This window comes from Streptomyces davaonensis JCM 4913 (assembly GCF_000349325.1).
Taxonomy (GTDB): domain Bacteria; phylum Actinomycetota; class Actinomycetes; order Streptomycetales; family Streptomycetaceae; genus Streptomyces; species Streptomyces davaonensis.
The window spans coordinates 9,333,683-9,357,702 of record NC_020504.1; the positions used below are offsets into that span (position 1 = coordinate 9,333,683).

Annotated in this window: 23 protein-coding genes; 10 read left to right on the top strand and 13 right to left on the bottom strand. The window is 69.7% G+C overall.

The features are described 5' to 3' along the window. Positions 1–37: 37 nt before the first annotated feature. Positions 38–1,744 (bottom strand): DEAD/DEAH box helicase, encoded by a 1,707-nt coding sequence (locus BN159_RS41445; protein ID WP_015663065.1) that lies wholly within the window; start codon positions 1,742–1,744, stop codon positions 38–40. A gap of 88 nt (positions 1,745–1,832) precedes the next feature. After that, the gene (locus tag BN159_RS41450; protein ID WP_015663066.1) at positions 1,833–2,036 is read right to left on the bottom strand and encodes a cold-shock protein; all 204 of its coding nucleotides are present in this window, start codon (positions 2,034–2,036) and stop codon (positions 1,833–1,835) included. Positions 2,037–2,258: 222 nt separating this feature from the next. Between BN159_RS41450 and BN159_RS41455 the strand changes: the two genes are divergently transcribed. The 4 genes from BN159_RS41455 to BN159_RS41470 all read left to right on the top strand — a co-directional run bounded on the left by BN159_RS41455 (position 2,259) and on the right by BN159_RS41470 (position 5,271). Continuing rightward, positions 2,259–2,567: a helix-turn-helix domain-containing protein gene (locus BN159_RS41455; protein ID WP_015663067.1), complete on the top strand. Its 309-nt coding sequence runs from the start codon at positions 2,259–2,261 to the stop codon at positions 2,565–2,567. Then, positions 2,564–4,057 carry a helix-turn-helix domain-containing protein gene (locus tag BN159_RS41460; RefSeq protein ID WP_015663068.1) on the top strand — a complete coding sequence of 498 codons (1,494 nt, stop codon included), beginning with the start codon at positions 2,564–2,566 and terminating at the stop codon, positions 4,055–4,057. The genes BN159_RS41455 and BN159_RS41460 overlap by 4 nt, the downstream gene beginning before the upstream one ends. 123 nt (positions 4,058–4,180) lie before the next feature. Then, complete coding sequence (locus BN159_RS41465; protein WP_015663069.1) at positions 4,181–4,756, top strand: hypothetical protein; 576 nt, start codon at positions 4,181–4,183, stop codon at positions 4,754–4,756. Between the two features lie 38 nt (positions 4,757–4,794). Further along, positions 4,795–5,271, top strand: coding sequence for a GNAT family N-acetyltransferase (locus BN159_RS41470; RefSeq protein WP_015663070.1), 477 nt, complete (start codon positions 4,795–4,797; stop codon positions 5,269–5,271). 16 nt (positions 5,272–5,287) lie between these two features. On the opposite strand, the gene BN159_RS41475 is transcribed toward BN159_RS41470, so the two are convergent. The 5 genes from BN159_RS41475 to BN159_RS41495 all read right to left on the bottom strand — a co-directional run bounded on the left by BN159_RS41475 (position 5,288) and on the right by BN159_RS41495 (position 9,677). Beyond that, positions 5,288–5,929 carry a class I SAM-dependent methyltransferase gene (locus tag BN159_RS41475; protein WP_015663071.1) on the bottom strand — a complete coding sequence of 214 codons (642 nt, stop codon included), beginning with the start codon at positions 5,927–5,929 and terminating at the stop codon, positions 5,288–5,290. A gap of 212 nt (positions 5,930–6,141) precedes the next feature. Further along, positions 6,142–6,867 (bottom strand): hypothetical protein, encoded by a 726-nt coding sequence (locus BN159_RS41480; RefSeq protein WP_015663072.1) that lies wholly within the window; start codon positions 6,865–6,867, stop codon positions 6,142–6,144. Positions 6,868–6,976: 109 nt separating this feature from the next. Next, positions 6,977–7,519, bottom strand: coding sequence for a DapH/DapD/GlmU-related protein (locus BN159_RS41485; protein ID WP_041820512.1), 543 nt, complete (start codon positions 7,517–7,519; stop codon positions 6,977–6,979). Positions 7,520–7,572: 53 nt separating this feature from the next. After that, positions 7,573–8,493: a LysR family transcriptional regulator gene (locus BN159_RS41490; protein ID WP_015663074.1), complete on the bottom strand. Its 921-nt coding sequence runs from the start codon at positions 8,491–8,493 to the stop codon at positions 7,573–7,575. Between the two features lie 56 nt (positions 8,494–8,549). After that, on the bottom strand, positions 8,550–9,677 hold the full coding sequence (locus BN159_RS41495; protein ID WP_015663075.1) for a ligand-binding sensor domain-containing protein: 1,128 nt from the start codon (positions 9,675–9,677) through the stop codon (positions 8,550–8,552). A gap of 117 nt (positions 9,678–9,794) precedes the next feature. Here BN159_RS41495 and BN159_RS41500 point away from each other — a divergent pair, with 117 nt between their 5' ends. After that, on the top strand, positions 9,795–10,277 hold the full coding sequence (locus BN159_RS41500; protein ID WP_015663076.1) for a GNAT family N-acetyltransferase: 483 nt from the start codon (positions 9,795–9,797) through the stop codon (positions 10,275–10,277). Positions 10,278–10,290: 13 nt separating this feature from the next. Beyond that, a complete protein-coding gene (locus BN159_RS41505) occupies positions 10,291–11,085 on the top strand; it encodes a maleylpyruvate isomerase family mycothiol-dependent enzyme (RefSeq protein WP_041820513.1) in 795 nt (264 codons plus the stop codon). Between the two features lie 25 nt (positions 11,086–11,110). Here the strand turns inward: BN159_RS41505 and BN159_RS41510 are convergent, their stop codons facing one another. Continuing rightward, positions 11,111–12,817 carry a DUF885 domain-containing protein gene (locus BN159_RS41510; RefSeq protein ID WP_015663078.1) on the bottom strand — a complete coding sequence of 569 codons (1,707 nt, stop codon included), beginning with the start codon at positions 12,815–12,817 and terminating at the stop codon, positions 11,111–11,113. A 146-nt stretch (positions 12,818–12,963) separates the two neighbouring features. Here BN159_RS41510 and BN159_RS41515 point away from each other — a divergent pair, with 146 nt between their 5' ends. After that, a complete protein-coding gene (locus tag BN159_RS41515; protein ID WP_015663079.1) occupies positions 12,964–13,800 on the top strand; it encodes an endonuclease/exonuclease/phosphatase family protein in 837 nt (278 codons plus the stop codon). Positions 13,801–13,838: 38 nt separating this feature from the next. Here BN159_RS41515 and BN159_RS41520 read toward each other — a convergent pair whose 3' ends face one another. From BN159_RS41520 to BN159_RS41535, 4 genes are all read right to left on the bottom strand, one after another. Next, positions 13,839–14,840: a HEAT repeat domain-containing protein gene (locus BN159_RS41520; protein ID WP_015663080.1), complete on the bottom strand. Its 1,002-nt coding sequence runs from the start codon at positions 14,838–14,840 to the stop codon at positions 13,839–13,841. 6 nt (positions 14,841–14,846) lie between these two features. Beyond that, complete coding sequence (locus BN159_RS41525) at positions 14,847–15,545, bottom strand: HEAT repeat domain-containing protein (RefSeq protein WP_015663081.1); 699 nt, start codon at positions 15,543–15,545, stop codon at positions 14,847–14,849. A gap of 69 nt (positions 15,546–15,614) precedes the next feature. Next, a complete protein-coding gene (locus BN159_RS41530; RefSeq protein ID WP_041820514.1) occupies positions 15,615–16,730 on the bottom strand; it encodes a PP2C family protein-serine/threonine phosphatase in 1,116 nt (371 codons plus the stop codon). 66 nt (positions 16,731–16,796) lie between these two features. Continuing rightward, positions 16,797–17,996: a cysteine desulfurase-like protein gene (locus tag BN159_RS41535; RefSeq protein WP_015663083.1), complete on the bottom strand. Its 1,200-nt coding sequence runs from the start codon at positions 17,994–17,996 to the stop codon at positions 16,797–16,799. 125 nt (positions 17,997–18,121) lie between these two features. Between BN159_RS41535 and BN159_RS41540 the strand changes: the two genes are divergently transcribed. Further along, entirely contained in the window at positions 18,122–19,081 is a 960-nt protein-coding gene (locus BN159_RS41540) for a LysR family transcriptional regulator (protein WP_015663084.1), read from the top strand. A 37-nt stretch (positions 19,082–19,118) separates the two neighbouring features. Beyond that, positions 19,119–20,675 carry a serine hydrolase gene (locus tag BN159_RS41545; protein ID WP_015663085.1) on the top strand — a complete coding sequence of 519 codons (1,557 nt, stop codon included), beginning with the start codon at positions 19,119–19,121 and terminating at the stop codon, positions 20,673–20,675. A gap of 92 nt (positions 20,676–20,767) precedes the next feature. Here the strand turns inward: BN159_RS41545 and BN159_RS41550 are convergent, their stop codons facing one another. Continuing rightward, complete coding sequence (locus tag BN159_RS41550) at positions 20,768–22,429, bottom strand: IS1182 family transposase (protein WP_015655013.1); 1,662 nt, start codon at positions 22,427–22,429, stop codon at positions 20,768–20,770. Between the two features lie 206 nt (positions 22,430–22,635). Here BN159_RS41550 and BN159_RS41555 point away from each other — a divergent pair, with 206 nt between their 5' ends. Continuing rightward, complete coding sequence (locus BN159_RS41555; protein ID WP_041818680.1) at positions 22,636–23,868, top strand: IS4 family transposase; 1,233 nt, start codon at positions 22,636–22,638, stop codon at positions 23,866–23,868. Positions 23,869–24,020: the final 152 nt, after the last annotated feature.

Consider the following 24,020-nt stretch of genomic DNA (forward strand, 5'->3'; position numbering starts at 1 on the left):
ACTCCGACGCCGGGCCCGTGAGGCTCTGGGACAGGGATTACGTCGCCGAGTTGCGGCGCGCAGTGCGGCGGTCGGAACCGCGGCCTGCGCTGCCGGTCGCTCCGCCGGACGGCGCCCGTCGGCCCGATCCACGGACGGACTTGCCGGCGCCGTCGGCAGCTGTACGGGACCCCGACCGGCGGTCGGAACCGCGACCGGTCGCGGCGCCCGCACCACCGGTGGAGCCGTCCGCTCCCGCCCGCCGCGCTGAACCGTGCCGGCCGTTCGCCGTAGCCGCACTGCTGACCGTCGCCTCGCCCGCGGCCCTGCGCTCCGAGCCCCGGTTCCCCGTTCCGCGAGCGGCACCTGCCGCCGCTCCGGCCCGGCTTCCGCTGCGCCGGCGGGACGACTTGCCGGGCTCGGTTCCGGTCTTGCGGCCCGCCCGGGACACCGGCGCCGCCGGCTGGGGGACCTCGATCGTGACGGGCACGCCGGACGGCTCACGGGCGCCGGTGATGGTCGACAGTTCCATGTCGCTCGACGTGATGCGGGCGGTCCGGGGGCGGATGCCCGCGTTCGACATGAGCTGGGTGACATCCCGCTTCTGGTCGGGCAGGACCAGCGTGACCACGCTGCCGGAGCCGCCGGCGCGGGCGGTACGGCCACCCCGGTGGAGGTAGTCCTTGTGATCCGTGGGGGGATCCACGTTCACCACGAGGTCGAGGTCGTCGACATGTATGCCCCGGGCCGCGACGTTCGTCGCGACCAGCGCGGTGACCTGACCGTTCTTGAACTGTTCGAGCGTGCGGTTCCGCTGCGGCTGGGAGCGGCCGCCGTGCAGTGCCGCGGCGCGGACACCGACCGCCAGGAGGCGTTTGGCGAGCCGGTCGGCGGACCGCTTGGTGTCCAGGAAGAGGATGACCCGGCCGTCCCGCGCCGCGATGCGCGTGGTGACGGCCTTCTTGTCGGTCTCGTCCAGGACGTGCAGCACGTGGTGCTCCATGGTGGTCACCGCCCCCGCGGACGGATCCACCGAGTGCACCACGGGGTCGGTCAGGAATCGCTGCACCAGACGGTCGATATTGCGGTCCAGGGTGGCCGAGAAGAGCATGCGCTGGCCGTCGGGCCGCACCTGCTGGATCAGCTTGGTGATCTGCGGCAGGAAGCCCATGTCGGTCATCTGGTCGGCTTCGTCCAGCACCGTGATCCGGACGTCGCCGAGCCCGCAGTCACCGCGTTCGACCAGGTCATTGAGCCTGCCGGGGGTCGCTACGAGCACCTCGGCGCCGCGCCGGAGGGTACCGGCCTGCTTGGTGATGGACAGCCCGCCGACCACGGTGGCCATCCGGAGATTGACCGCGGTCGCGTAAGGGGTCAGCGCGTCCGTCACCTGCTGCGCGAGTTCACGGGTGGGCACCAGCACGAGGGCGAGCGGCGCCTTGGGCTCCGCGCGCATCCCGGCCGTACGGGCCAGCAGCGCGAGCCCGAACGCGAGGGTCTTGCCGGAGCCGGTACGGCCCCGTCCCAGCAGGTCACGACCGGCGAGCGAGTTCGGCAGGGTGGCGGCCTGGATGGGGAAGGGAGTGGTGACGCCCTGCGCGGTGAGCGTCTTCAGCAGTCCCGCGGGCATGTCCATGCCGGCGAAGTCCTCGACGGCGGGAAGCGGGGGCGTGGTGCTCTCCGGCAGCCGGAATTCCCTGGGGGCCGCCGGGGACGGTGTGGGGGACGAGGCGCGCCGGTTCGGCTTCTGGGACCTGCGGGGCATGCAGCTATTGCCTTCCTGGAAACAGCACAAACCGGGGTCCGCACCAAGACGGTGCGGACCCCGGCAGAGCGGATACGCGTCCGGGCGATCAGGCGGGGACGATGTTCTCCGCCTGCGGGCCCTTCTGGCCCTGCGTGACGTCGAAGGAAACCCGCTGGCCCTCGTGGAGCTCACGGAAGCCCTGCGTCGCGATGTTCGAGTAGTGCGCGAAGACGTCGGGGCCGCCGCCGTCCTGCTCGATGAAGCCGAAACCCTTTTCGGCGTTGAACCACTTCACGGTTCCCTGTGCCATGACCTTCTCCTTCTGTAGGCAGAGGCCCCATCCGGAGATGCCGGAAAAACAAATAATGCGCCCGATGGATAAACATTCCCGTCAGGCGCACATAGGTTCATGGGTACCACAACTGCAACACCAAAACGTTACCACAACTCGATCGGCGATGGTGGATCTTCGAGTGTCATGCGTCATTCGCATGACACATGAGGTTTACGGGGTAGAGTCGCCGTCGTGGGTATGAGTCTGGATGATCGGGTGCGGTCCGCAGTGGCCGCCCTGTTGCACGCGACGGGCGAGTCGCAAACGGAACTCGCGGCCGCTCTCGGCGTGAGCCAGGCCCAGGTGAGCCGCCGTCAGTCCGGCACCGCCGCCTGGAGCCTGGTGGACTGCGACGTGGTCGCGGCGCATTACGGCATCGACGTCCTCGACCTCATGGCAGGCCCGACCCGAGCCTCGGAAGCCCTGCCCGCGAACCGCCGCCGAGCAACAGCACGTCAGACCGGCACGGCACGTCCCGCGGCCGTACAGGACGGGGGAACCCGGTGACGGACTTCGACGCGATCGACGCTCTGTTGGCCGAGGCCAAGAAGGAAGCCCCGCTGCCCCCGGCCGAGGAGCGGCGCGCACTGCGCGAAGGACTGAGCGTCTCCCGCACCCAACTCGCGCAGGTCCTGGACGTCAGCCCGTCGACTGTCGCGGGATGGGAGTCGGGGCGCGAGCCCGGCGGTGAAGTGCGCGAGAAGTACGCCTACTTCCTCAGCGGCGCCCGGGACAAGCTGGCGGCGGCGGCAGCGGCAGCAGCAGCGGCAGCGGAGGAGACGGCCGGGGATACTCCGGTCGAGGTCCAGGAGGCCGGCCCGGAAGACGACGGCGAGACCCTCGCCACGCCGGAGCCGTGTGTACTGTGCGGCCGGCCTGCGCGTCATCAGGTGGCCGGTTTTCCGCAGCACCTGGACCGCGCAGAATGCGGCACCGCCGAGCCCGCGCGTCCGTCGGCCCCCGAGCCCCGTCACCCCGAACGCGCCGACGAGCAGGATGCCCTCCCCGCGCGGGGGGTAAAGGTTGTCCCCGTCGGCCGCCGCCTGAAGACCGCCGACGCTCCGGACCTGATCGGGTCCGCTGTCGCGAGCACGCTCGCCGAACACTCCGGCGATGTGGAGGCGGCGACAAAGGCACTCGTGCGGCGGGCGATCCCGGACGCGATGGCGCTGCTGGACCACAGTCGCAAGGGCGGGCGCTACGACGTGGTCGCGCACCCCTGGCTGCCGGAGATCCTTCGCAAGCAGACCGCCCGGGGCGCCGACCAGGTCTGGGAGGCGCGCCCCAAGTGGGCCCGGCCCGAACTGCCGCCGGGCGAACACGAGGTGACCGCCCTCGACCTCAACGGCGCCTATCTGTCCGCGCTCAAGACGCACCTGCCGCTCGGCCAGCTGGAGCACTCCACGGGCAACCACCACGACCGCCGCCGCGCCGGCGTCCACCTGATCACCCCGCCCGACTGGGACCACGACGCCTACCTGCCGAACCCGGTCGGCAGCCGGGACGAGCCGGGCCCGCTGTGGGTGACCGAGCCGACCCTGCGCCTGCTGCTGCGCTGCGCGAGTCCGACGTACGGACTGTGCGACCCGCCGGAGATTCACGAGTCCTGGACCTCCGGGGCCACCGAGGGGCTGCTGGAGAAGTTCCGAGTCACCCTGAAGGACGCCCGCGACCGGGCGATCACGGAGGGCGATGAGGTGACGCTGGAATACGTGAAGGCGATGTACTCGAAGTTCGTCTCCACGCTGGGGGAATCGAACTTCAACCGCGAGCTGTACCGAACCGACTGGATGCACCTCATCCGCTCCCAGGCCTTCGCGAACCTGTGGTGGAAGGCGCACCGCGCCTACGACCAGGGCCTGATGGTCGTCCGTGCGATGGGTACCGACGAACTGCATGTCATCGGCGACTGGCGTGCGGTGTTCGACGAGGGGCGCGGGGTCACTCAGGTGAAGGTCAAGGACGTGTACACCGTAGGGACGCGGACCACCGACTGAACCGGGCTGCGCCAAATGCGGGCAGCCTATTGAGCGGTGTGAAATCCGTTAGCATGTGGGTGCGTTGGAATAGCGATACGCGCGAGAACCCCGCCGGTTGGTTCGTGGAGCGAGGAGACGAGAGTGCCGGAGAGGAATATCGAGTTCGGCAAATACGGCGCCAGTGGTATCAAGGGATACGAAGCCGCGGCCCGCCAGCTCGACGCACTCGCCGGTTTCATCACCACTCCGCTCACGACGCGGCGCGGTCTGCTCGCCCGACTGCACTACCTGACCCGCACGCCCCACGCCCGCAAGGCGGCCCGCGATGCCGGGCTCACCGTCACCGACCGCACCCTTCAGGCGTGGCTGGAGGGACGGCGCAGTCCGTCGAGGAAGAACCTCCACAACGTCGAGACCGCGTACCGCACGGTCCGCCGCCACAATGTCGCCCGCTATCTGCTGGCCCGCCTGAACCGTCAGGGCCGCGGCACCCGCGTCGAGTTCCACCCCTTCAACCAGTCCCAGGTCGACCGGCCACGCCAGCGCGTGGTCTCCTTCCGCACGCTCAACGTCCGCCACTGGGACCGTATCGTCGAGGCCTGGGCCGCCGCCGACGACGAGGCCCTGGACGAGGCCTGGGTCAGCGATGCGACGGTGGACCTCGGCTCGGAGTGGGGCCAGTACGAATACGTCACCACCATCGGCTTCGCCGCGTAGCCTCTCCCGGTAACCGCATGGTCAGCCGGGAGGCCCCGATGGACGTAGTACTGAGGGAAGTACGCGACACCGATCTGCCCGTCTTCTTCGCTCACACCAACGATCCCGAAGGGCTCCGGATGGCGGCGTTCACCGCCAAGGACCCGTCCGACCAGGCCTATTTCGAGGCGCACTGGGCACGGATCCGCCAGAATCCGGCGATCATCGCGCGCACCATCGTCGTCGGCGACGACGAGATCGTCGGGCATGCTTCCGTGTACGGCCCACCCGAGGAACGTGAGGTCACGTACTGGATCGGGCGCCCGTACTGGGGCCGAGGAGCAGCCACGGCCGCGCTGAAGGAACTCCTCCGTCTCGCGCCGGAACGCCCCCTGCACGCCCGCGCGGCCGCGGACAACCTCGGCTCCCTCCAGGTCCTGAGGAAGTGCGGCTTCGTGGTCACCGGCCAGGAACGGGACTTCGCGAACGCGCGAGGCGAGGAGATCGACGAGCTGCTCCTCACCTTGCACGACTGACCCAGAGGCCTGCTGCCTACTCCTTCCGGGCGAGCAGCAGATTCTCCCGGAACTGCCGTCGGTCGGCGGGCTGGGGCTCGCGAACGATCCGCCCCACCTCGGCCAATCCCGTCTCACGCAGCAACGCGGCGAGGTGATCGGGCCACCACCGGTAGGCCGGGGCGACCGCATGATCGAAGACCTGGGCCGGGTGAGACGCACTCTCACTCGCCGAGAAGCCGATCAGGAGATGCCCGCCGGGAGCCAGCACGCGGTGGAACTCCGCGAAGATGACAGGGACTTCCTGCGGCGGAGTATGAATGATCGACCAACGCGACAGCACACCGCCCAGTGCGCCATCAGCGATGTCCAACGCGCCCATCGACCCCACGTCGAACCGCAGCCCCGGATAGGCCTGCCGAGCCAACTCGATCATCACGGGAGACGTATCGACACCAAACGCGGACAACCCCAACTCGCCCAGATACGCCGTCACATACCCAGGCCCACACCCCAGATCCCCCACCTGACCACCCCCACCCACAACCTCGGCGAACACCCCCAACATCGCCCGCTCCAGGGGCCTGTCAAGAAGCGAGTCCCGGAACTGCTCCGCATAGGTGGGGGCAATGCCGTCGTAGGCCTCGCGGGTGGCACTGAGCACATCGTGTTCAACCATGCCAGCGACAGTAGTTCCTGCCGCTGACAGCAGCCGGGCCAACGGGGAGCAACGCAAGCAGAAGGGATGGAGGGTCGTCGTAGGCGTCGTACACCTCGGGGTGATCGAGGAAGGAGACAGCGGTGTGGGAGTCGCCGTTGATGGCGCGCCGGAGCAGGGGGATCTGGCGCGCGTCGGGCGCGCGAGTTGCTGGGTCAAGGCCATGGTCGGGGTCACTCGCCGCGCATCAGCAGCAGATCCTCGCCCCAGGCATCGAGCGTGGGGCCGTGGCCGGATTTGCGTGCCGTGGTTTCGACTTGGGCGAAGAGGGTTTGCTGGAGGGGTACCTCGCCTGTCGACGCAATGCGTGCGATCTTGTCCAGCAATGGATCCGTTTCCCATTCCGGCAGGGGGAACCTCCTCAGTTCCCACTCCAGGTACTTGTTGTAGGGGCGCGGGCGACGATCCAGGGCGAACAGCAGCTCCAGCAGGAAGCCCATGCTGTCGGATGCGTCGAGGTGGGCGGCGAGGAGGTTGCCGTCGCGGGCGTTTTTGATGGAGCGGTAGAGGGAGTTGGCGTAGGCGTCCAGCCAGGCGGCCGCCGCTGTGGTGGCCTCGTCGTGGGTGCGTCGGCCCTTGGCGGCGATGATGTCGGCGATCTCGCCGTCGAGCCGGTCGATCACCACTTGGGCGCGGGACAGCGCGTAGCGCTCAAACCCATCGAGCGCACGGAACTGGTCGAGCGTTGTGACGATGACGTCGAGTTCCGCGGAGCGGTGACCGTTGAGGCTCGAAAGGTGGCTCTCCGCACCTTTGGCGACTACGACGTACACATCGTGGTCCGAATGCTCGGTGGCCATGCCGTCGTGGGCATGGGAGCCCTTCAGGACGAGGCCTACGACGGCTGGGTCGGCGGCTGCGCGTTCGAGCAACCTCGCATACGTCAGATTCGCGAACATGCCGTGATCTCCAGTGAGTTGAACAGTGAGTTGAACGGACTGAACACACTCCGCGGCCGCGGTGCCGCCGCCGTGAAGATCAACGCATGTTCGGCATGCTAGCCGTTCGTCACCAGCTTCGGCGCACCGTGGCTTTGGTTCCGGTCACCAGGCTCGCCGGTGGGACGTCGTCGGCGACGACCGCGCCCGCGGCGATGACGGCGTCCCGGCCGATGCTGACGCCGGGCAGGATCGTGGCACCGGCCCCGATCCACACGTTCTCCGCCACGTCGATGGGCGCGCCGGTGAGGTACAGCCGCCGTTCCCCGGGATCGACCGGGTGGCCGCTGGTGATGAAAGTGACCTTCGGACCGATCATGACGCGTGCGCCGATCCGGATGCCGGCGTAGTCCAGGAACGTGCAGTTCTGGTTGATGAACACGCGCTCGGCGAGGTCGAGACGGAGGCCGTGGTCGGTGAAGAAGGGGGGATAGATCGTCACTTTCGGGGGCAGCGGCTTGCCGAGGATCTGCTCGAACAGTTCCGCCTTTCCCGCCTCGTCGTCGAAGGGCAGGACGTTCAGGCGTGAGGTGAGTTCGGTGACCCGTAGGACCCTTTCGGCCATGGCCTTGAACTCGGCACTGTGGATGCGCATGAGACGGTCGCTGGACAAGCCGCGGCTCCTACTGTCGGGACCGGTAATGCCGGTAATGGGCTGAGAGTGCGTCACCAGGACGGTCGCCATACCGGCTCGGGGAGTTTGGGCAGGTTGTCGAGGTGGCTGATGATCCCGCGCAGTCCCGGGTGGGGGTTCGTCCTGGGGAGGATGAGCGAGAGCGGGTAGGCGAGGGTCGGGTTGGCGACGGGGATGCGGCGCAGGTCGTAGTGCGCCGGCCAGATGTACCGGTCACGGGCACCGACGAGGGTGGCCACGTCCGCCGAGGCCGCGAGGGTGTCCAGGAGGACTTCGTCACCGAAGTGCGGTCCCGCCGCGTCGATGCGCAGATCGAAGTCCGTGGCGAGTTGGTCGTAGAACTCCGCCCATTCGCTCATCGGCGCGATGCCCGGCACCCAGATGCGGTGCTTGCGCAGGTGCGGCGGGGTCAGTTCTCGCGCGGAGGCGAGTGGATGTCTTGGGCCGACGAGCAGTTCCAGCGGGGAGTCGAACGCGTGGATCATCCGTACGTCGGGCGGCATCGCGGCCGGGTCCGGCACGGTACGGAACGAGGCGTCGACCTCGCCCGACGCGACGGCGGCGACGGCCACCCGCGGGTCGTCGACCCGGAGGGTCACCACGTCGAGGTCCGTTCCGGGATGCGACCGCCAGTAGTCGTGCAGCACCACGGCCTGCGCACTCCGCCGACCGAGAACGTCGATCCGAAGCGCCCGGGACCCCGGCCGCACCGCCGCGATCGCGCGCTCGACCCCCGCGACGAGGCTCCGCGCATGAGGAAGAAAGGCCTGCCCGTCGAGCGTCAGTTCCACGCCTCGGGCGGTACGGCTGAACAGCCGTACCGCCAGTTCGCGTTCCAGCGCGGCGATCCGCTTGGACACCGCCTGCTGTGTCACGCCCGACTCGGCAGCCACAAGCTGGAAGCGTCCGAGCTCGGCCGCCCGGACAAACGATCGCAGTGCCTCGGTGTCCACGGGTGCACCTTAAGCGGGCACAACCAATGGTTGTGGCTCACCGGTGGCGGGTTGCGTCAGGCGCCGAGACGCTCCGTGTAGGCCTCCGTGGGCGGAGCCGGGACCGGACGCGTCATGCCCGAGGACCAGAAGCCCGCGGTGCCCGGTACGGGCGTGATGTCGTTGAGATACGGCGCCGGCGCCGTGCCGCTCGGGCCACGGACGATGACCCAGGTGCCGCCGTCGCGCCGTAGATACGTACTGCGGCTCTGGTCCCGGTAGTTCCAGCCGCAGATCCAGGCCGCGCGGCCCCGCGCGTCGCCCGCGATGCCACTGAGCGCACCGACCGTGAATCCTGCCTCGACCCGTGTCCAGGCCGTGCCGTCCCAATGCGCGAGCGCGGGGTTGCCGGGACGCCCCGGCGGTCCACCGACTCCCGCCTCGGTACCCACCGCCCAGACATCGCACGAACCGGCCGCGTGGACATCGGCGATCCCCAGACGCAGACCCGCGATCGGCGGCAGCACCGTCCACGCCCCGTTCCAGCGGGCCACCAGCCCGGACCAGCCGCCCCCGCTCGCCTGATCCCCGCTCACCCAGACCTCACCGGGCGCACGCCATACGACCCGGTAGAGATTCGAACTCGCCACCGGCAGCGGATCCAGCCACCGCCAGCCCTTCCCGTCCCCGTACAGCAGCCGAAGCGCGCCACCCCGGCTGCCGCAGACCCAGACCCGCCGGTCACGGCCCACTGCCACCGCGCTCAGCCGCAGGTCCGGTTCCCCCTGGCCCGGGAACGCGACCTCGCTCCAGGCCGTGCCGTTCCACCGCAGCAACGCGCTCCCGCCCCCGGCACGCTGGCCCACGCTCCACGCGGCAGTGGCACCGACACCGGCGACATCACTCAACCGCGTGAGCTCCAGGGGCGATACGTCAACCTTCGACCAGCCACTGCCGTCCCACACCATGGCCAGCCCCAGCGCCCCACCGGCCCCGCCCAACTGCTCCTCGCCGACAGCCCACGCCAGTTGAGGCCCGGCAGCGGCGATACGGCGCAACTGGGCCGGGGGAGTGCTGCCGGGTGCGGGTACGGCCTGCCAGTCCTGGGCGCGGGGTAACGGTGTGACGGCCCGAGCCGGATCCGGTCCGAGCGCGCCCGCCGACAGCGTGCCGATCGCCCCGGCCACAAAGCGCCTTCGTCTCACGGCTGGGTCCTTCCCAGTGCATTCGTCGGATCGGACAGGGGGACCAACCACCGTGAACCTGCGCACCGCAAAGTTCTAGATACGCATATGACAAAGCACAGAGGTAGCGTGGCGATCATGGCGGACTGGGATCTCCGGCAGGCGTCGACGGCGGACGTCGAGGATGTGGCCGAACTGCGCGCGGTGGTGTTGCGCGCCGATCTCGAACGGCTGGGGCGGTACGACGACGTTCGGGTCCGGCAGCGGCTGCGGGACGGGTTCGACCCCGTCCACACCTGGGTGATCGAAATCGGCGGGGCATTCGCAGGCTGCGTGGCGCTGCGCCCGGCCGACGACGCGCACTGGCTGGAGCACTTCTACCTGGCCCCGCATCTTCAGGGCAGTGGTATCGGTTCGGCTGTGCTGCGCCGTCTGCTGGAGCGGGATGACCTCGCCGGTGCCCGGATACGACTGAACGTGCTGCAAGGCAGCCCTGCCCGGCGCCTGTACGAACGCCACGGCTTCACGGTCGAGTCCGAGGACCCGATCGACATCTTCATGGCACGCCGGATCAGCCGTGCGAGCTGGGAAAATGGTGTGCCGGTCGGTGGGGCGCGGTGATAGAACTCCGGGCGTGGAAAAGACTTTGGAGTTCCCGGTACTGCTGCGGCTGATCGACGAACGGGCTGTGGCCTTCCGAGAGGCCGTCGCCTCCGCGCCCAGTCTCGACGTGCAGGTGCCGACCTGCCCCGAATGGACGCTGTTCGACCTGGTGGAGCATCTGGGCGGAGTGCACCGCAGCTGGGCCGCGAACGTCGCCGCGGGACCCGCCGACGGTCCCTCGGGCAAGCCCGCCGCGGAGGGAACCCTGACCGCGCCCCGGGAACGTGAGGCCCTGCTGGCGTGGTCGGCCGAGTCGACGGAGCTGCTGCTGAGCGCGCTGCGCGAGGCCGGACCGGATCGCGGTTGCTGGACGTGGTGGGGCGTGTCGGAGTCGCCGCAGACCTCCGGCGCCGTCGCCAGGCACCAGGTCCAGGAGGCCACGGTGCACACCTACGACGCTCAAGTCACCCTGGGCGCCCCGCAGCCGCTGCCGGTGGAGGCGGCACTCGACGGTGTCGACGAGTTCCTCACCACCTGCTGCGCCACGACGAGTGCCTGGCCCCACCAGCCCGCCGCCGTAGACTTCCACGCCACCGAGGGCCGCTCCTGGCGCCTGTCGCTCTCCGCCGACGGCGCGGCGACCATGCGCCTCCCCACGACCGGCGCCCTTCCTGACGTGGGCTCGCACATAGCCGTCGCCTCCGCCCGGGGCACGGCCGGCGAACTGGTCCTCACTCTGTACGGCCGTATCCCGGTGGACTCCCTGAAGATCGACGGCGACCGAGTCCTCTTCGACCAGCTCGACGCATGGGAGCCGGACGAGTAGGACGGGGGCGTCTACTCGGCCTCGGCTACAGCGTGGACAGTTCGGTGACGAGGTCGTCGAGGCCGAGTGAGCCGAGCGAGAGCGCGGCCATGTGCCATGCCTTGGCGTCGAACCGGGTGCCGTGTCGCCGCTGGGCGGCTGTCCGGCCCCGGAGCCAGGCGCGTTCGCCGAGTTTGTAGCCGATGGCCTGTGCAGGCCAGCCGAGATACCGCGTGACCTCGCTCTCGACGTACTCCTTGGGGCGGCTGCTGTAGCGGCCGAAGAACTCCAACGCCAGCTCGGGCGACCAGCGTTCACCCGGCCGGAACGGTGAATCGGCCGGGATCGCCAACTCCAGGTGCATACCGATGTCGACGACGACCCGCACGGCCCGCATCATCTGCTGGTCCAGATAGCCGAGGCGGCGCTCCGCGGTCCGCAGGAAGCCCAGCTCGTCCATGAGCCGCTCGGCATACAGGGCCCAGCCCTCGCAGTTCGCGCTGATGCGCCCGACCGTTGTCTGGTAGCGGGACAGTTCCCCCGCGACGTGCAACCACTGCGCGCGCTGGAGGTGATGGCCCGGCACGCCTTCGTGGTACCAGGTCGACACCAGGTGGTGGGCGGCGAACGTGGTGCGCCCCAGGGTCGGCAGCCAGGTGCGGCCCGGCCTGGAGAAGTCCTCCGAGGGCTGGGTGTAGTACGGCGCCGCGGCACTGCCCTCCGGGGCGATGCACGACTCCACGCGCTTGATGCGCTCGGCCAGTTCGAAGTGCGTGCCGTCCAGCGCCTCGATGGCCTCGTCCATCAGCTCCTGGAGCCACTGGTGGGTCGCCGCCACGCCCGTGACACGCTCACCGTGCTCATCCGCCCAGGCCAGCGCCTCCCACGGGGAGGTGGCCCCGGGCAGTACGCGGTCGGCCTCCGCGCGCATCTCGGCCAGCAGCCGGTGGAACTCCGACCAGCCGTAGGTGTACGCCTCATCGAGGTCCAGATCCGCGCCCGTCCACAGCCGGGAGAAACGGGCGTACCGTTCCCGCCCCACCACCTCCGGCGCGCCCGACACGGCCGGGGCGTACACGCCGCACAGCCAGTCACGCAGGCCGGCCAGGCCCCTGGTGGCGTACGCCGCGGCCTCCGCCAGTTCCGGACCCTGCCCCGGACGATCACCGGAGGCGAATCCGACGAACCAGCCGCCGTCCTCACCCTCGACCCATTGCGTCAACTGCGCTACCACTGCGTCGACTTGGCGCGGACCCCCACGTAGTCCACGCTCCAATCCCTCCGCCAGCGCGGCCCGATAGCCTTCCAGCGCAGCGGGTACCGCCCGCATCCGCCGCCCGATCAGCTCCCAGTCCCGCTCGCTCTCCGTCGGCATGAGGGTGAAGACGGTGCGTACTTGCTGCACGGGTGAGGCGATGGTGTTGACCTCACGCATTCCCTCGCCTGCCTCGTACATCGACAGCAGGGCCGTCAGCCGCTCCCGCAGCAGGCGCGCGCAACGACGCTCCCGCATGCTGTCCGCCCCCGGCAGCGCCTCGGCATCGGCCAGCCGCTCCAGCGTCCGACGGGCCAGGCGGGCCCGGGCGGCCTGCCCGGCGGGGGAGAAGTCGGGAAGCGCCTCGGCTCCCTCCTCGACGCCCATCAGTGTGGCGGTGACCGGGTCGAGACCGATCAGCTCATCGACGTAGCAATCGGCTATCCGGCGGGGCAAGGCGGCGGTATCCGCTGCAGGGACGGGAGCACGGTGAGTCATGAGGCCCATCCTTACGATGTGATGGCGTGGCGGGAGTTGGTACGGCAATGGGCTGGGGCAAGTCCCCGACAGGTTTCTGACAACTTCGTCCCATAACCTTGTGGTTGGAGACGTCGGATGCCCGGTGCATCCCCAGCCAGGAGGCGATGTTGCTCGGAGTGGGCGCGCGGTTGCTCGCGGGGGCCATGATCGTGGTCTGCATGGTGCTCGTCGGCCCCAGTGCACCCGGCGGCGCCCTCGGCGGATCACTGCCCGGCGTCGCCGTCAAGGACACCGTGCCGAACCGGGTCATGACGTGGAATCTCTGCAACCCCTGCGAGGAGAGCAACGTCGACCGGGCGGCGGAGATCGCCAAGTACGCGCCTCAGGTCATCGGCCTTCAGGAGGCGTGCGAGCCGGACGTCGCGAGGATCCGGGAGTATCTGGAGAACCTGCACGGGCTGGTCTACCACGTCGAGTACGGCACCGTACTTCGCAAGTGGGGCCGCTGCGGCGGAGCTCCGTGGAGTCCGGGAGCCTACGGCCAGGCGATCCTGTCAGCGGCACCGATGACGGACCGCGTCAACGTGGAGTATCCCGACGGCGGTTCCGAGGACCGCGGGTACATGGCCGTCACCACCCGGGTGGGCGGCAAGCTGGTCCGCGTCTTCAACACGCACCTCGCCGAACGTCGTCAGGAGCAGGTCCGGGTGGAGCAGGCGCGCGTACTCGCCGGGGTCGTGGCCCGGCACGACCGTGCCATCGTCCTCGGTGACTTCAACGCCGTACCGGACGCCCCCGAACTCGCCCCGATGTGGGAACTCGCCACGGATGTCGACCCGCAGTGCCATCCCTCGCCCGTCGGTACCTGCGAACCGACCACGGAATGGCAGAGCAAGTTCGACTACATCTTCCTGCGCGGCATCACCCCGCTGAGACACCGCGTACTGGCCTCCCCGTACTCGGACCACCTCATGCTGCAATCCGACCTCGACCAGGTGTGAGGAAAGAAGGGGCGAGGGCGACCTCACTTGATCGCTCCTCAGCGTGCCGCACGCAGCGTGAGAATGTACGTCGCCGTCAGCGCGACCGCGCGGTCCTCGTCGTCCGAGAGTTCCGCGAGGGCGCGTGAGGCCGTGGCGCCGGGGATGTCCGCGAGGGCCTGCGCGAGACGGCGACGTACGGCGTCCGTGGCGCCACCGGCAAGACGGTCGACGAGTCCGGCAGCGATCGTCTCCGCCAGCGAAGGATCGCCGGCCAGCGTGCTCAACGCATCAGCGGCGTCAACGTCGTTCACCTCATCGACGATCATGTCGATGAGCGTGGGGACCGATTCGGCCACACCACGCGCCCCCAGCACCACAGCCGCGCACCTGCGGACCACCAGGTCGGGGCTGATGAGGGCGTCCTGGAGCAGCGCGGTCGCTGCCGCGCCAGGAATCTCGGCGACAGCTCGGACGGCCCGCTTGCGTACCTCCGCCTCCGGCGAGTCGAGGCCCTCCGCCAGCAGGGCCAGTCCCGCGTCGCCGCTCTGAACCAGAGCCCACTGGAGGGCTCCGGCGACGATGGGATCCTCCTCGTTCAACGCGGCGTCGACCAGGGCCTCCACCGGCACCGGAACCCCTTCGACCGAGGACAGGGCCGCGCGCTGACGTTTCCCCGCGCTCTGCGACGCGAGGGCCTGGAGGAGGGAGACGGTGTGGAGTACGTCCTGCCAGCGGGCGGGTTCCGCGGCGTCGACGCGGCTGAGCTGCCGTAGCAACTCCGTCTCCCGTGCGATGCGTGCCTGCGTCTGACGGATCAGGTCGGCGACCAGTTCCGAGGGGCGGAAGCCGGGATCGTCCAGGGCGCGTCCGACGTCACGCAGCGACAGTCCCAGGGACCGCAGGCTCTCGATGTGGAAGATGCGCTGGATGTCCGCACCGGAGTACTCGCGGTAGCCGCTCGCCGTGCGTCCCGTCGGCCGCACCAGGCCGAGCGACTCGTAGTGCCGGAGCATGCGAGCGCTGACCCCGGACCGTCGTGCCACGTCGCCGATCAACACCGCTGTTCACTCCTCCTGCCTGCCGGGGCCCAGGGCCACGATCCGCTTCGCCTCTTCCAGCGCGAACTCGAAAGAGGCGTCCGGGTCGCGCGCCAGCCGCTGCGTCGCCAGCGCGTGCCGGCGTACCTGGACGAGGCTATGCGTCGTAGCGGTGTGCAGGGCGGGCTCGGCCACCTCGCCGAGTGCGATCAGGGCCCGGCTGAGGCTCAGCCGGGTGTCCCGTCCACCCCGGCCCAGCTGGGTCACCAGCGCCTCGGCCAGCTCCGGCTTCTCGGCCTCGGGGACCAGGACGACCGCGGCTCGCCAAGCGCTCTGGGCCACCTCGTCGCAGGCGTCGGTCAGATGCGCGCGGGTGATCGCCGGCCACGCCTGCCGGTCGCCGACCTTCGACAAGGTGTGCAGTGCCTGACTGCGTGCCTGCGCACGCTCCGAGCGCAGTTCGTCGGTGAGTCTCGGAACCGTGAGCGGCGCGGGGTGCCGGGTGATCGCCCAGGTGAGCATGTCCCGCACGAAGAACTCGGGCTCCACCGCGGACTGCTCGATGAGCCCGTCGACGTAGCCAGCGTCCGGAGCTGTGCCGATGGCCAGCGCGGCTTTGAGTCGCACGGACGAGTCGCTGTGCCGCAGCCCCTGGAGCGCTGCCGTGGTGTTCGTGTTCGGCGTGGGCAGGGAGTCCTGTGTGGGCAGGGAGTTCTGTGTGGGCATTGGGAGCACCTCCTCGGCCACAGTGAAGGGCTTGTCACTGTGTCAAGGTCAAGCCGGTGCCTCGAACGGCTACTGCGGGCTCCGTTCGATCGCCACCATGGCGGCGTCATCCCCGAGATGGCCGCCGACGTGGTCCAACAGGTCCGTGCGCAGGTGTGCCAGGAGCGCATCGGGGCCCTTGCCGGTCGAGTCGGCCGCCCGTTCCGCGAGCGGGTAGAACGTGCCGTCGTGGTCGCGGGCTTCGATGACACCGTCGGTGTAGAGCAGGACGACGTCGCCGGGCTCGAAGGCGAACGTCTCGGCGGTCAGATCGGCCCCCGCGAACTCGGTGAGGCCCAGGGGCGGTGCCGACTGTAGGGTTTCGAGCGCGCTCACCCGGCCGCGGCGCAGTAACAGGGGAGGCGGGTGCCCGCAGCTGATCAGGTGAAGGACCGGCTCGTCGTCGGGGATGTCCAGCACGGCGGCGGTGATGAAGGCTTCGCCACGATCCTCGGCCGCGGCTTCGAGCGCCGCGGGGTCGTCCAGATCCGAGGAGACGGTGCCCTCCAGAAAGGTGACCAGCGCGGACAGGCCGGCCCGCCGGTGGGCCGCGCTCCGGAACGCGCCGAGGAGGAGCGCGGCGTCCCCGACCGCCTCAAGACCCTTGCCCCGCACATCGCCGATGACGAACCGGGTTCCCCGCTCCGTGCGGGCCGCGGCGTACAGGTCGCCGCCGATCTGGGCCTCGGATTCGGCGGCCAGGTAGAGCGAGGCGATCCGCAACGGACCGACCCGGTGGGGGAGCGGCTTGAGCACGACCTCCTGAGCCGCCGTCGCCACGGACCGCAGCTGGGTCAGCTCCCTCTCGTGGCGCTCGCGCCGGGCGGCGAACGAGGTCACGAACGCGGACATCAGGATCAGGGTGATCAGCTGGAAGGTGTGGTTCAGATCGGTGAGGCTGGTGCGCGCCACGGCCACCACGGACTGGGCCAGGACGGCGAGCGCGCCGATGCCGGCCGTGGCGCGAGGCCCGGCGAACGATGCGGTGACCGCCGGTGCGGCGACCAGGAACGGTCCGAGATGGACGCTGGCCGGGGCCAAGATGTCGATCACCGTGACGATCACGATCAGCGCGACCGGTACCGCCAGCAGCGCGTGGCGTGGCTCCTGTGCCGGATGCTGCCCTTTGTGGCGACCAGAAACCATATGTTCTGGATACACCCCAACGAGCTCCGGCGCCCGCGACGGCTACGAGGCCAGACGTCTACGGGGTCAGAGGAAGGAGGCCAGCCCGTCGAGGAAGCGATCCACGTCGTCACTCGTGTTGTAGGGGGCCAGGCCCGCGCGGAGGGCGGGGGCCTCCAGCTTGAGCGCGGCGAAGGGCTCGTAGGCGTAGAACGACCCGGCCGGTGCCACCACGTCGCGCGCGGCCAGATGCGCCTGGGCCGCACCGGCGTCGCGGCCTTCGAGGGTCATCAGCAGCGTCGGTGTGCGGTCGGGGGCCATCGAGTGCAGGGTGATCGCGTCGCCCAAAGACCGGAGCCCTTCCTGAAGCCGCGCTCGCAGTGCCAGTTCGTGCTCGTGCAAAGAGGCCAGTGAGTGGGTCAGGCGCTCCCGGCGGGTGGTCCCGGTGCCCGGGTCCAGCTCGGCGAGGAAGTCGACGGCGGCGGTGGCGCCCGCCAGGATCTCGTACGGCAGTGTGCCGAACTCGAACCGCTCCGGCACGGTTTCGGGAGAGGGCAGCAGCTTGTCCGGGCGCACGGTCTCCAGGAACTCGGGCGCCGCCGCGAGCACCCCGCAGTGCGGTCCGAGGAACTTGTACGGCGAGCAGACGAACACGTCCGCTCCGAGTGCGGGCACGTCCACGAGATGGTGCGCGGCGTAGTGGACGCCGTCCACGTACACCAGCGCGCCGACTTCGTGCGCACGGTCGGCGATCCGGCGCACGGGAGGCTTGGTGCCCAGCACATTGGAGGCCGCCGTGACCGCGACCAGCCGGGTCCGGGGCGTCAGAACCCGCTCGTAGGAGTCGAGGTCGAGTTCCGTGGTCTCCGGGTCGATGTCGATCCAGCGGACACTCACCCCGGCGCGCTCGGCCGCCTGGATCCAGGGGCGGACGTTGGCGTCGTGGTCGAGACGGCTGAGGACGATCTCGTCGCCCGCGCGCCAGTCCTTGGCCAGGTGGCGGGAGAAGTCGTACGTCAGTTGCGTGGCGCTGCGGCCGTGGACGACGCCGTTCGCGGGCACGTTCAGCAGATCGGCGTAGGCGGCGCGGAATCCGGCGACGGCACGCTCGGCGTTGAGCTCCGACGGGCTGACGGTGCCCCGGTTGGAGAGGGGGCCGGTCAGTGTCGCGGCGATGGCGTCGGCGACGGGAGTGGGGGTCTGCGTGCCGCCCGGACCGTCGAAGAAGGCGAGCCCGGTGGCGAGGGAGGGGAACTGGGCCCGCAGAGCGGTGAGGTCGATGGCCATGGTCCCTGCTTTCTGCCGGCGCGGTGCCTGGCGTCGCGGTGCCCTCTACTCTGGCGTCGACCCTGCGACACGTAAAGCGATGGATCACGAAGAGAAAGTTCACGAACCATGAAGTCTCACGGATCATGAAGTCTCAGCCTGATCTGAAGCTCCTGGCCACCTTCCTGGCCGTGGTGCGGCAGGGCTCGATGGCCGAGGCGGCTGCGGAGCTCGGCTATGTGCCCTCCGCCGTGTCCCAGCACATCGCCGCGCTCGAGCGCGACCTGGGCATCGAGCTGATCGTCCGCCGCCCCGGCAGCCGGCTGATCCTCACGGCAGGCGGCCGGGCGCTCGCCCGGGCGGCCGAGACGCTCTTCGACGCGACCGCGCGCTTCCAGGACGTCGCCCAGGGCATCGCGAACCGTGAGATCGCCGAGCTGCGGGTCGGGACCTATCCCAGCGCCATGACCTACCTGCTCCCTCAGGTCCTGGCCACGCTCGGGGCCCGCCGCCCCGGTCCCCGGATCCGGCTGGTCGTCGTGGAGACGGACGAGGGCGTGCCGAGGGTGCGGTCGGGGGACATCGACCTGCTGATCGCCTACCGTTACCTGCCCGAGGACCCCCCGGCCCCGTCCGAAGGGCTGACGATCACCCTTCTGGGCCGGGAACCGCTGGTCCTGGTGACGGGCGCCGAGCCGGAGCGTGACCGCCCGGTGGAACTGGCCGAATGTGTGCAGCGGGAGTGGGTCTCGGGCCATGCGCGCAACCCCGACCGGCGGCTGCTGCACCGCTGGGCCGGAGAGCTCGGGATCGTGCCCCGGGTGACGCTGGAGACCGACGACCTGCACAGCATGCTCGCCATGGTCCGGGCCGGACTCGCGGTGGGCCTGATCCCGGCCACGCTCCTCGGCGCTGGAGACGACGCCGGAGTGGAGCGGGTGATCCTGCCCGCGGGCGTCACCCCGCTCCACCGGGAGATCCTCGCCGTCAGCCGCCCCGGATCCCGCCCGCCGGTCGTCGACGAGCTGGTCACCCTTCTGGGCCGGGCCGTGGAGAGCGCGCAGTCGGCAGATGCAGGCGAGCAGGGCCGGGGCCTGTCGGGCTGAGCGCGACAGACCTCGTGGCGGGACTTTCAATGGAGGGGTGAGCGCACTCGCTTGGATTGCCGCAGCCGGTCTCACGGCGCTGCTGGGCATCGCCACACCGGAACCTTCCCCGCCCCCGCCCCAGCCGCCGCCCCAGCTCGACGACGCGGATGTGCGGCGGGCCGTCGGCCGCCTCGACGGAGTGGTGCGCGATGCCATGAAACGCACCGGGACTCCGGGTGTGGCCGTGGCCGTCGTCCACGACGGCAAAGTGGTCCACCTGGAGGGGTACGGCGTCCGCAAGGCGGGCGAGAAGGGCGCCGTGGACGCCGACACCGTCTTCCAACTCGCGTCCGTCTCGAAGCCGATCGCCTCGACCGTTGTCGCCGAGGCCGTGGGCGTCGAGGGCTGGGCCGAGCCGGTCGCCCCGCACGTGCCGGACTTCCGGCTCAAGGACCCGTGGGTCAGCGAGCATGTGACGGTCGCCGATCTCTTCGCGCACCGCAGCGGCCTGCCCGATCACGCCGGAGACCTCCTCGAAGACCTCGGCTACGACCGCGAGTACATCCTGTCCCACCTGCAATACGAGCCCCTCGCACCGTTCCGCGCCAGCTACGCCTACACCAACTTCGGTCTGACGGCCGCGGCCCAGGCGGTCGCCGACGAGAAGGGCGTGCCCTGGGAGAAGCTCACCGAGGACACCCTCTACAAGCCGGCCGGCATGGACTCCACCAGCTCACGCTTCGAGGACTACGAGAAGGCCGCCAACCGGGCCTGGGGCCACGTCCGCAGCGAAGGCGGCGACTGGAAGGCGGAGTTCGTACGGGACCCGGACGCGCAGTCCCCCGCCGGCGGCGTCAGCTCCACCGCCCGAGACATGGCCGTCTGGCTGCGGCTCCAGCTCGCGAACGGCAAGCTCGACGGCGAGCAGATCATCGACGCCGCGTCCCTGGAGCGCACCCACTGGCCCCAGTCCGTCGCCAACCCACCGCACGCACCGGCAGGACGCACCGTCTTCTACGGCCTTGGCTGGAACGTGAGTTACGACGACGAGGGCCGCCTCCGGCTCTCGCACACCGGAGCCTTCGAACTCGGCGCGCACACCAACGTCACGATGCTGCCCGGCGAGCAGCTCGGGATCGTCGTCCTGTCCAACACCGCACCTGTCGGGGTCGCCGACGCCGTCGCACTGGACTTCTTCGACATCGCGCAGACCGGCAAGATCAGCCGCGACTGGATCCCGCTCCTGGACGAGGTGTACAAGCAGCAGTTGGACGAGGGCCGGTCGGAGACCGACTACGCCGACCCACCCTCCGACGCAGCGCCCGCAAAGGCCGCAGGCACCTACACGGGGAGGTTCGGGAACGACTACTACGGACCGGCCGAGGTCGTATCCGGCGAGGACGGCGCGCTGACGCTCCGTCTGGGGCCCGAACCCCAGTCGTACCGGCTCACGCACTACGACGGTGACACGTTCAGCTTCCGGACGGTCGGCGAGAACGCCGTCGGTCTCACCGGGGTCACCTTCACCCCGGACGGGAAGTCCTTCACCGTGGAGTACCTGGACGCCGAGGGACTCGGCACCTTCACCCGCACCGGCCCGTCCCCCGGCTGACGGGGCGGGTGACGGTTCAGCATGATCTAGCGCGGAACCCCGGGCGTTCACGACTCCGTTGGGAAATCGACGAAGCGGGCTCCTGGGGTCGGTTATGCCGCGAGGGTGAGTCGTGCGAGGTGGGGGACGCGGGTGGTGCCGAGTGGGGTGTCGTTCAGCCAGGCGTCGACGCGGGTGAGGTTGAGGGCGGTGGCGGAGAGGATGTTCGCGAGGTGGGTTTTGCTCTGGCCTCGGTAGGGGGTGCGTCGCAGGTGGGTGCGGCGGACGGCCTGGGAAATGGTGCCCTCCACCCCGGCTCGCACGTCGTAGCGTTCTTTCCATGCCTCGGTCTGCTGCTCAGCGCGTCGTTCTTCGAGGATCTGCTGCTGCTCGCGGGGCAGCAGGGTCAGGCTGCGGCCCCATTTGCCGTTGGCTGCCTTGGTGCACCTCGGTCTCAGCGGGCAAGGATCGCAGTCGGCGAGCGCGAAGTGCACCCGGACGAGCGGGGTCCCGCTGGCCTTGCGCTGCTGGGACCAGCTGACGCTGGAGGCTCCCTGGGGGCAGGTGACCTTCCGAGCGTCCCAGTCCGTGGTGAAGGCGGCCTGGGTCAGGTGTGGAGCCTGCGGGTCACGTTCGTTGTGGTGGGTATCTGCGCCGACGGGTCCGACCAGGTCGATGCCGTGGTCCTCACGTGCGGCCAGGATGTGGGCGGCGGTGACGTATCCGGCGTCCACCACATGCTCGCGCGGCCCAAGCCCGCGTCCGGCCAGGCGCTGGTGGATTGTTGTGGTGACCTCGGTGTCGTTGACGGTGGCGTTGGTGGTCTCCACGTTCGTGATCAGGTGCGGTGTGGTTGGCTCGCAGGTCTCGCTCAGGTGGACCTTGTATCCGCACCAGCCCGCCCCGCGCTTGATGCCGTAGTGGGCGTCGGTGTCATACGGCGAGGACAGCCTGTCTCTGGCCGGCGGGAGGTCCTTGCCCTCCCGCCAGCGCACCCCCTGCCCGTCCCGGTGATACTGCTCTGCCCAGGCCCGGCGCAGGACACGGACTGCGGGGACCTCACCCAGCCAGGCCAGAGCGGTCGGCCCATCAATGGCGTCCAGGAGAGCGAACCCGTCCCGGCCGACCCGCTCGGCCCATTCCCGGCGGACGTTCTCCCCCTTCGGGAAACGGTAGTTGTCGACCTTGTTCCCATATCGCTCCACCCACGCGGAGCTGATCAACGGCGCCAGCCAGTCCGGGGCTGCCGCGGCCAGCGCCTCCAGCGCCGCCCGAAGCGTCTCGCCGACGAACTCCATCCGGTTCAGCGTGCGCACCGCGGCCAGCACATGAGTGGAGTCGGTCCGCTGCCGACCGCCGGCCCTCAGCAGCGCGGCCTGTGAGAGCCGGGCCAGCATCGCCTCCAGGACCCGCTCTTCCAGCCCGTGCATGATCAGACGGGAGCGGAAATCCCCCAGGACGGTGAAGTCGAACCCCGGATCATCCAGCTCCAGCCCCAGCAAAAACTTCCAGTCCATTCTGGCCCGCACCTGGTCAGCGGCCTGCCGGTCGGACAGACCCTCGGCATACTGCAGCACCGACACCAGAGCCAGAGCTCCCGGCGAGATCGCGGGCCGGCCTCGGTCGGGGAAGGCGGCGGCGAAATCTTCATCCGTGAACAGCACACCGAGCGCCTCACGAATCCGGATGGCCAAGGTCCCCTTCGGGAACGAGGCCCGCACCACCCGAGCCGTCAGCTCAGGCACCCCGTCATCCGACCGCGACTCCAACGACATCCCGCCCCCATCCCGCCAACGACCATAGCCATCAACAAGACGAACGACACGGCCCCGCCCGAATCACGACTTTCCCAACGGAGTCGTTCACGCCCGGGAGGAAGCGTTTCTTAACATTGCTCTGACGTGCACGGGTGCACGGGTCTGCGCTGTTGGCCTTAGCCGCAATACCGGTAACTTAGGGGCAATCTGGTTGTTGTTGTGGTGTGCCAAGAGCGGGTCAACTGAAGTCATCTGGTGAGCGGTTGTCGGATCGGGTCGCGGTCGGGGTGCTGACGCAGGCGTTTCCTCAGTCGCTGGTGGATGAGGTGCTGGCGGAGACGGGCCGCGTGCAGCGGCGGAACCGGCTGTTGCCAGCCCGGCTGGTGGTCTACTTCGTGCTGGCGATGTGCCTGTTCTCCGGGCAGAGCTATGAGGAGGTCGCCCGGCTGCTGACCACGGGTTTGCAGGGTGCGCGGCGTTGGCGTGCATCGTGGGTGGTGCCGAGTACGGCGGCGATCTGGAAAGCCAGGTCCCGGCTGGGGGTGGCGCCGATGCGGCAGTTGTTCGCGCGGGTGTGCCGTCCGGTTGCGACACCGGGCACTCAGGGCGCCTTCTACCGCGACTGGCGGCTGACCGCGATCGACGGCACCACATTTGACCTGCCCGACACGAAGGCGAACGTGGAGGCGTTCGGCCGTCCGCCCCGCTCCGGGCGCGGTGAACAGGACGTCGGCTACCCGCAGTTGCGCATGGTCGGCCTGGTGGAGTGCGGCACCCACGCCGTCTTCGACGTCGCGCTCGCAGCTCTTCGCACCGGAGAGCAGACCCTGGCCCGGACGGTCCTGAGATCCCTGCGGCAGGGCATGCTGCTGCTGGCCGACCGCGGCTTTTACGGCGTGGACCTGTGGCGCGAGGCAGCGGCGACCGGGGCGGACCTGCTGTGGCGGGTACGCAAAGACCTCGTGCTGCCGGTGGTCGAGCAGTTGCCGGACGGCTCGTATCTCACCGAGATCTTCGACCGCAGCGACATCCACCACACCCGTCGCGGGGTGCCGGTACGCGCGGTGGAATACACCATTGCCGGACATGAGGGCGTCTACCGGCTCATCACCACGATCCTCGACCCGGACAAGGCCCCGGCCGCCGAACTGGCCGCCCTCTACGCCCAGCGATGGGAGTTCGAGTCCACCCTCGACGAGATCAAGACCCACCTCGGCGGGTCGCACCTGGTACTGCGTTCGCAGCATCCTGACGGAGCTGAGCAGGAACTTTACGGCTTCCTGCTTGTCCACCACGCCATCCGGCACCTGATGCACCAGGCTGCACGACAAGTCGACCAGGACCCCGACCGGATCTCCTTCACCCGCTCACTGCGCGTCGTGCGCCGCCAGGTCACCGACCAGGCGGCCTTTTCCCCCCGGCCGGCTCGCCCGCGCCATCAAGGCCACCCACGCTGAACTCCTCGAACGCCTCCTGCCACGGCGCCGCCGCCGGGCCAACCCCCGCGTCATCAAACGCAAAGTCGCCAGCTGGCCGCTCAAACGCGTTGCCCACCGAGTCGCAGACCGCCCACGTGTTCCGGCCGTCACCATCGTTGGCGCCACCAAAC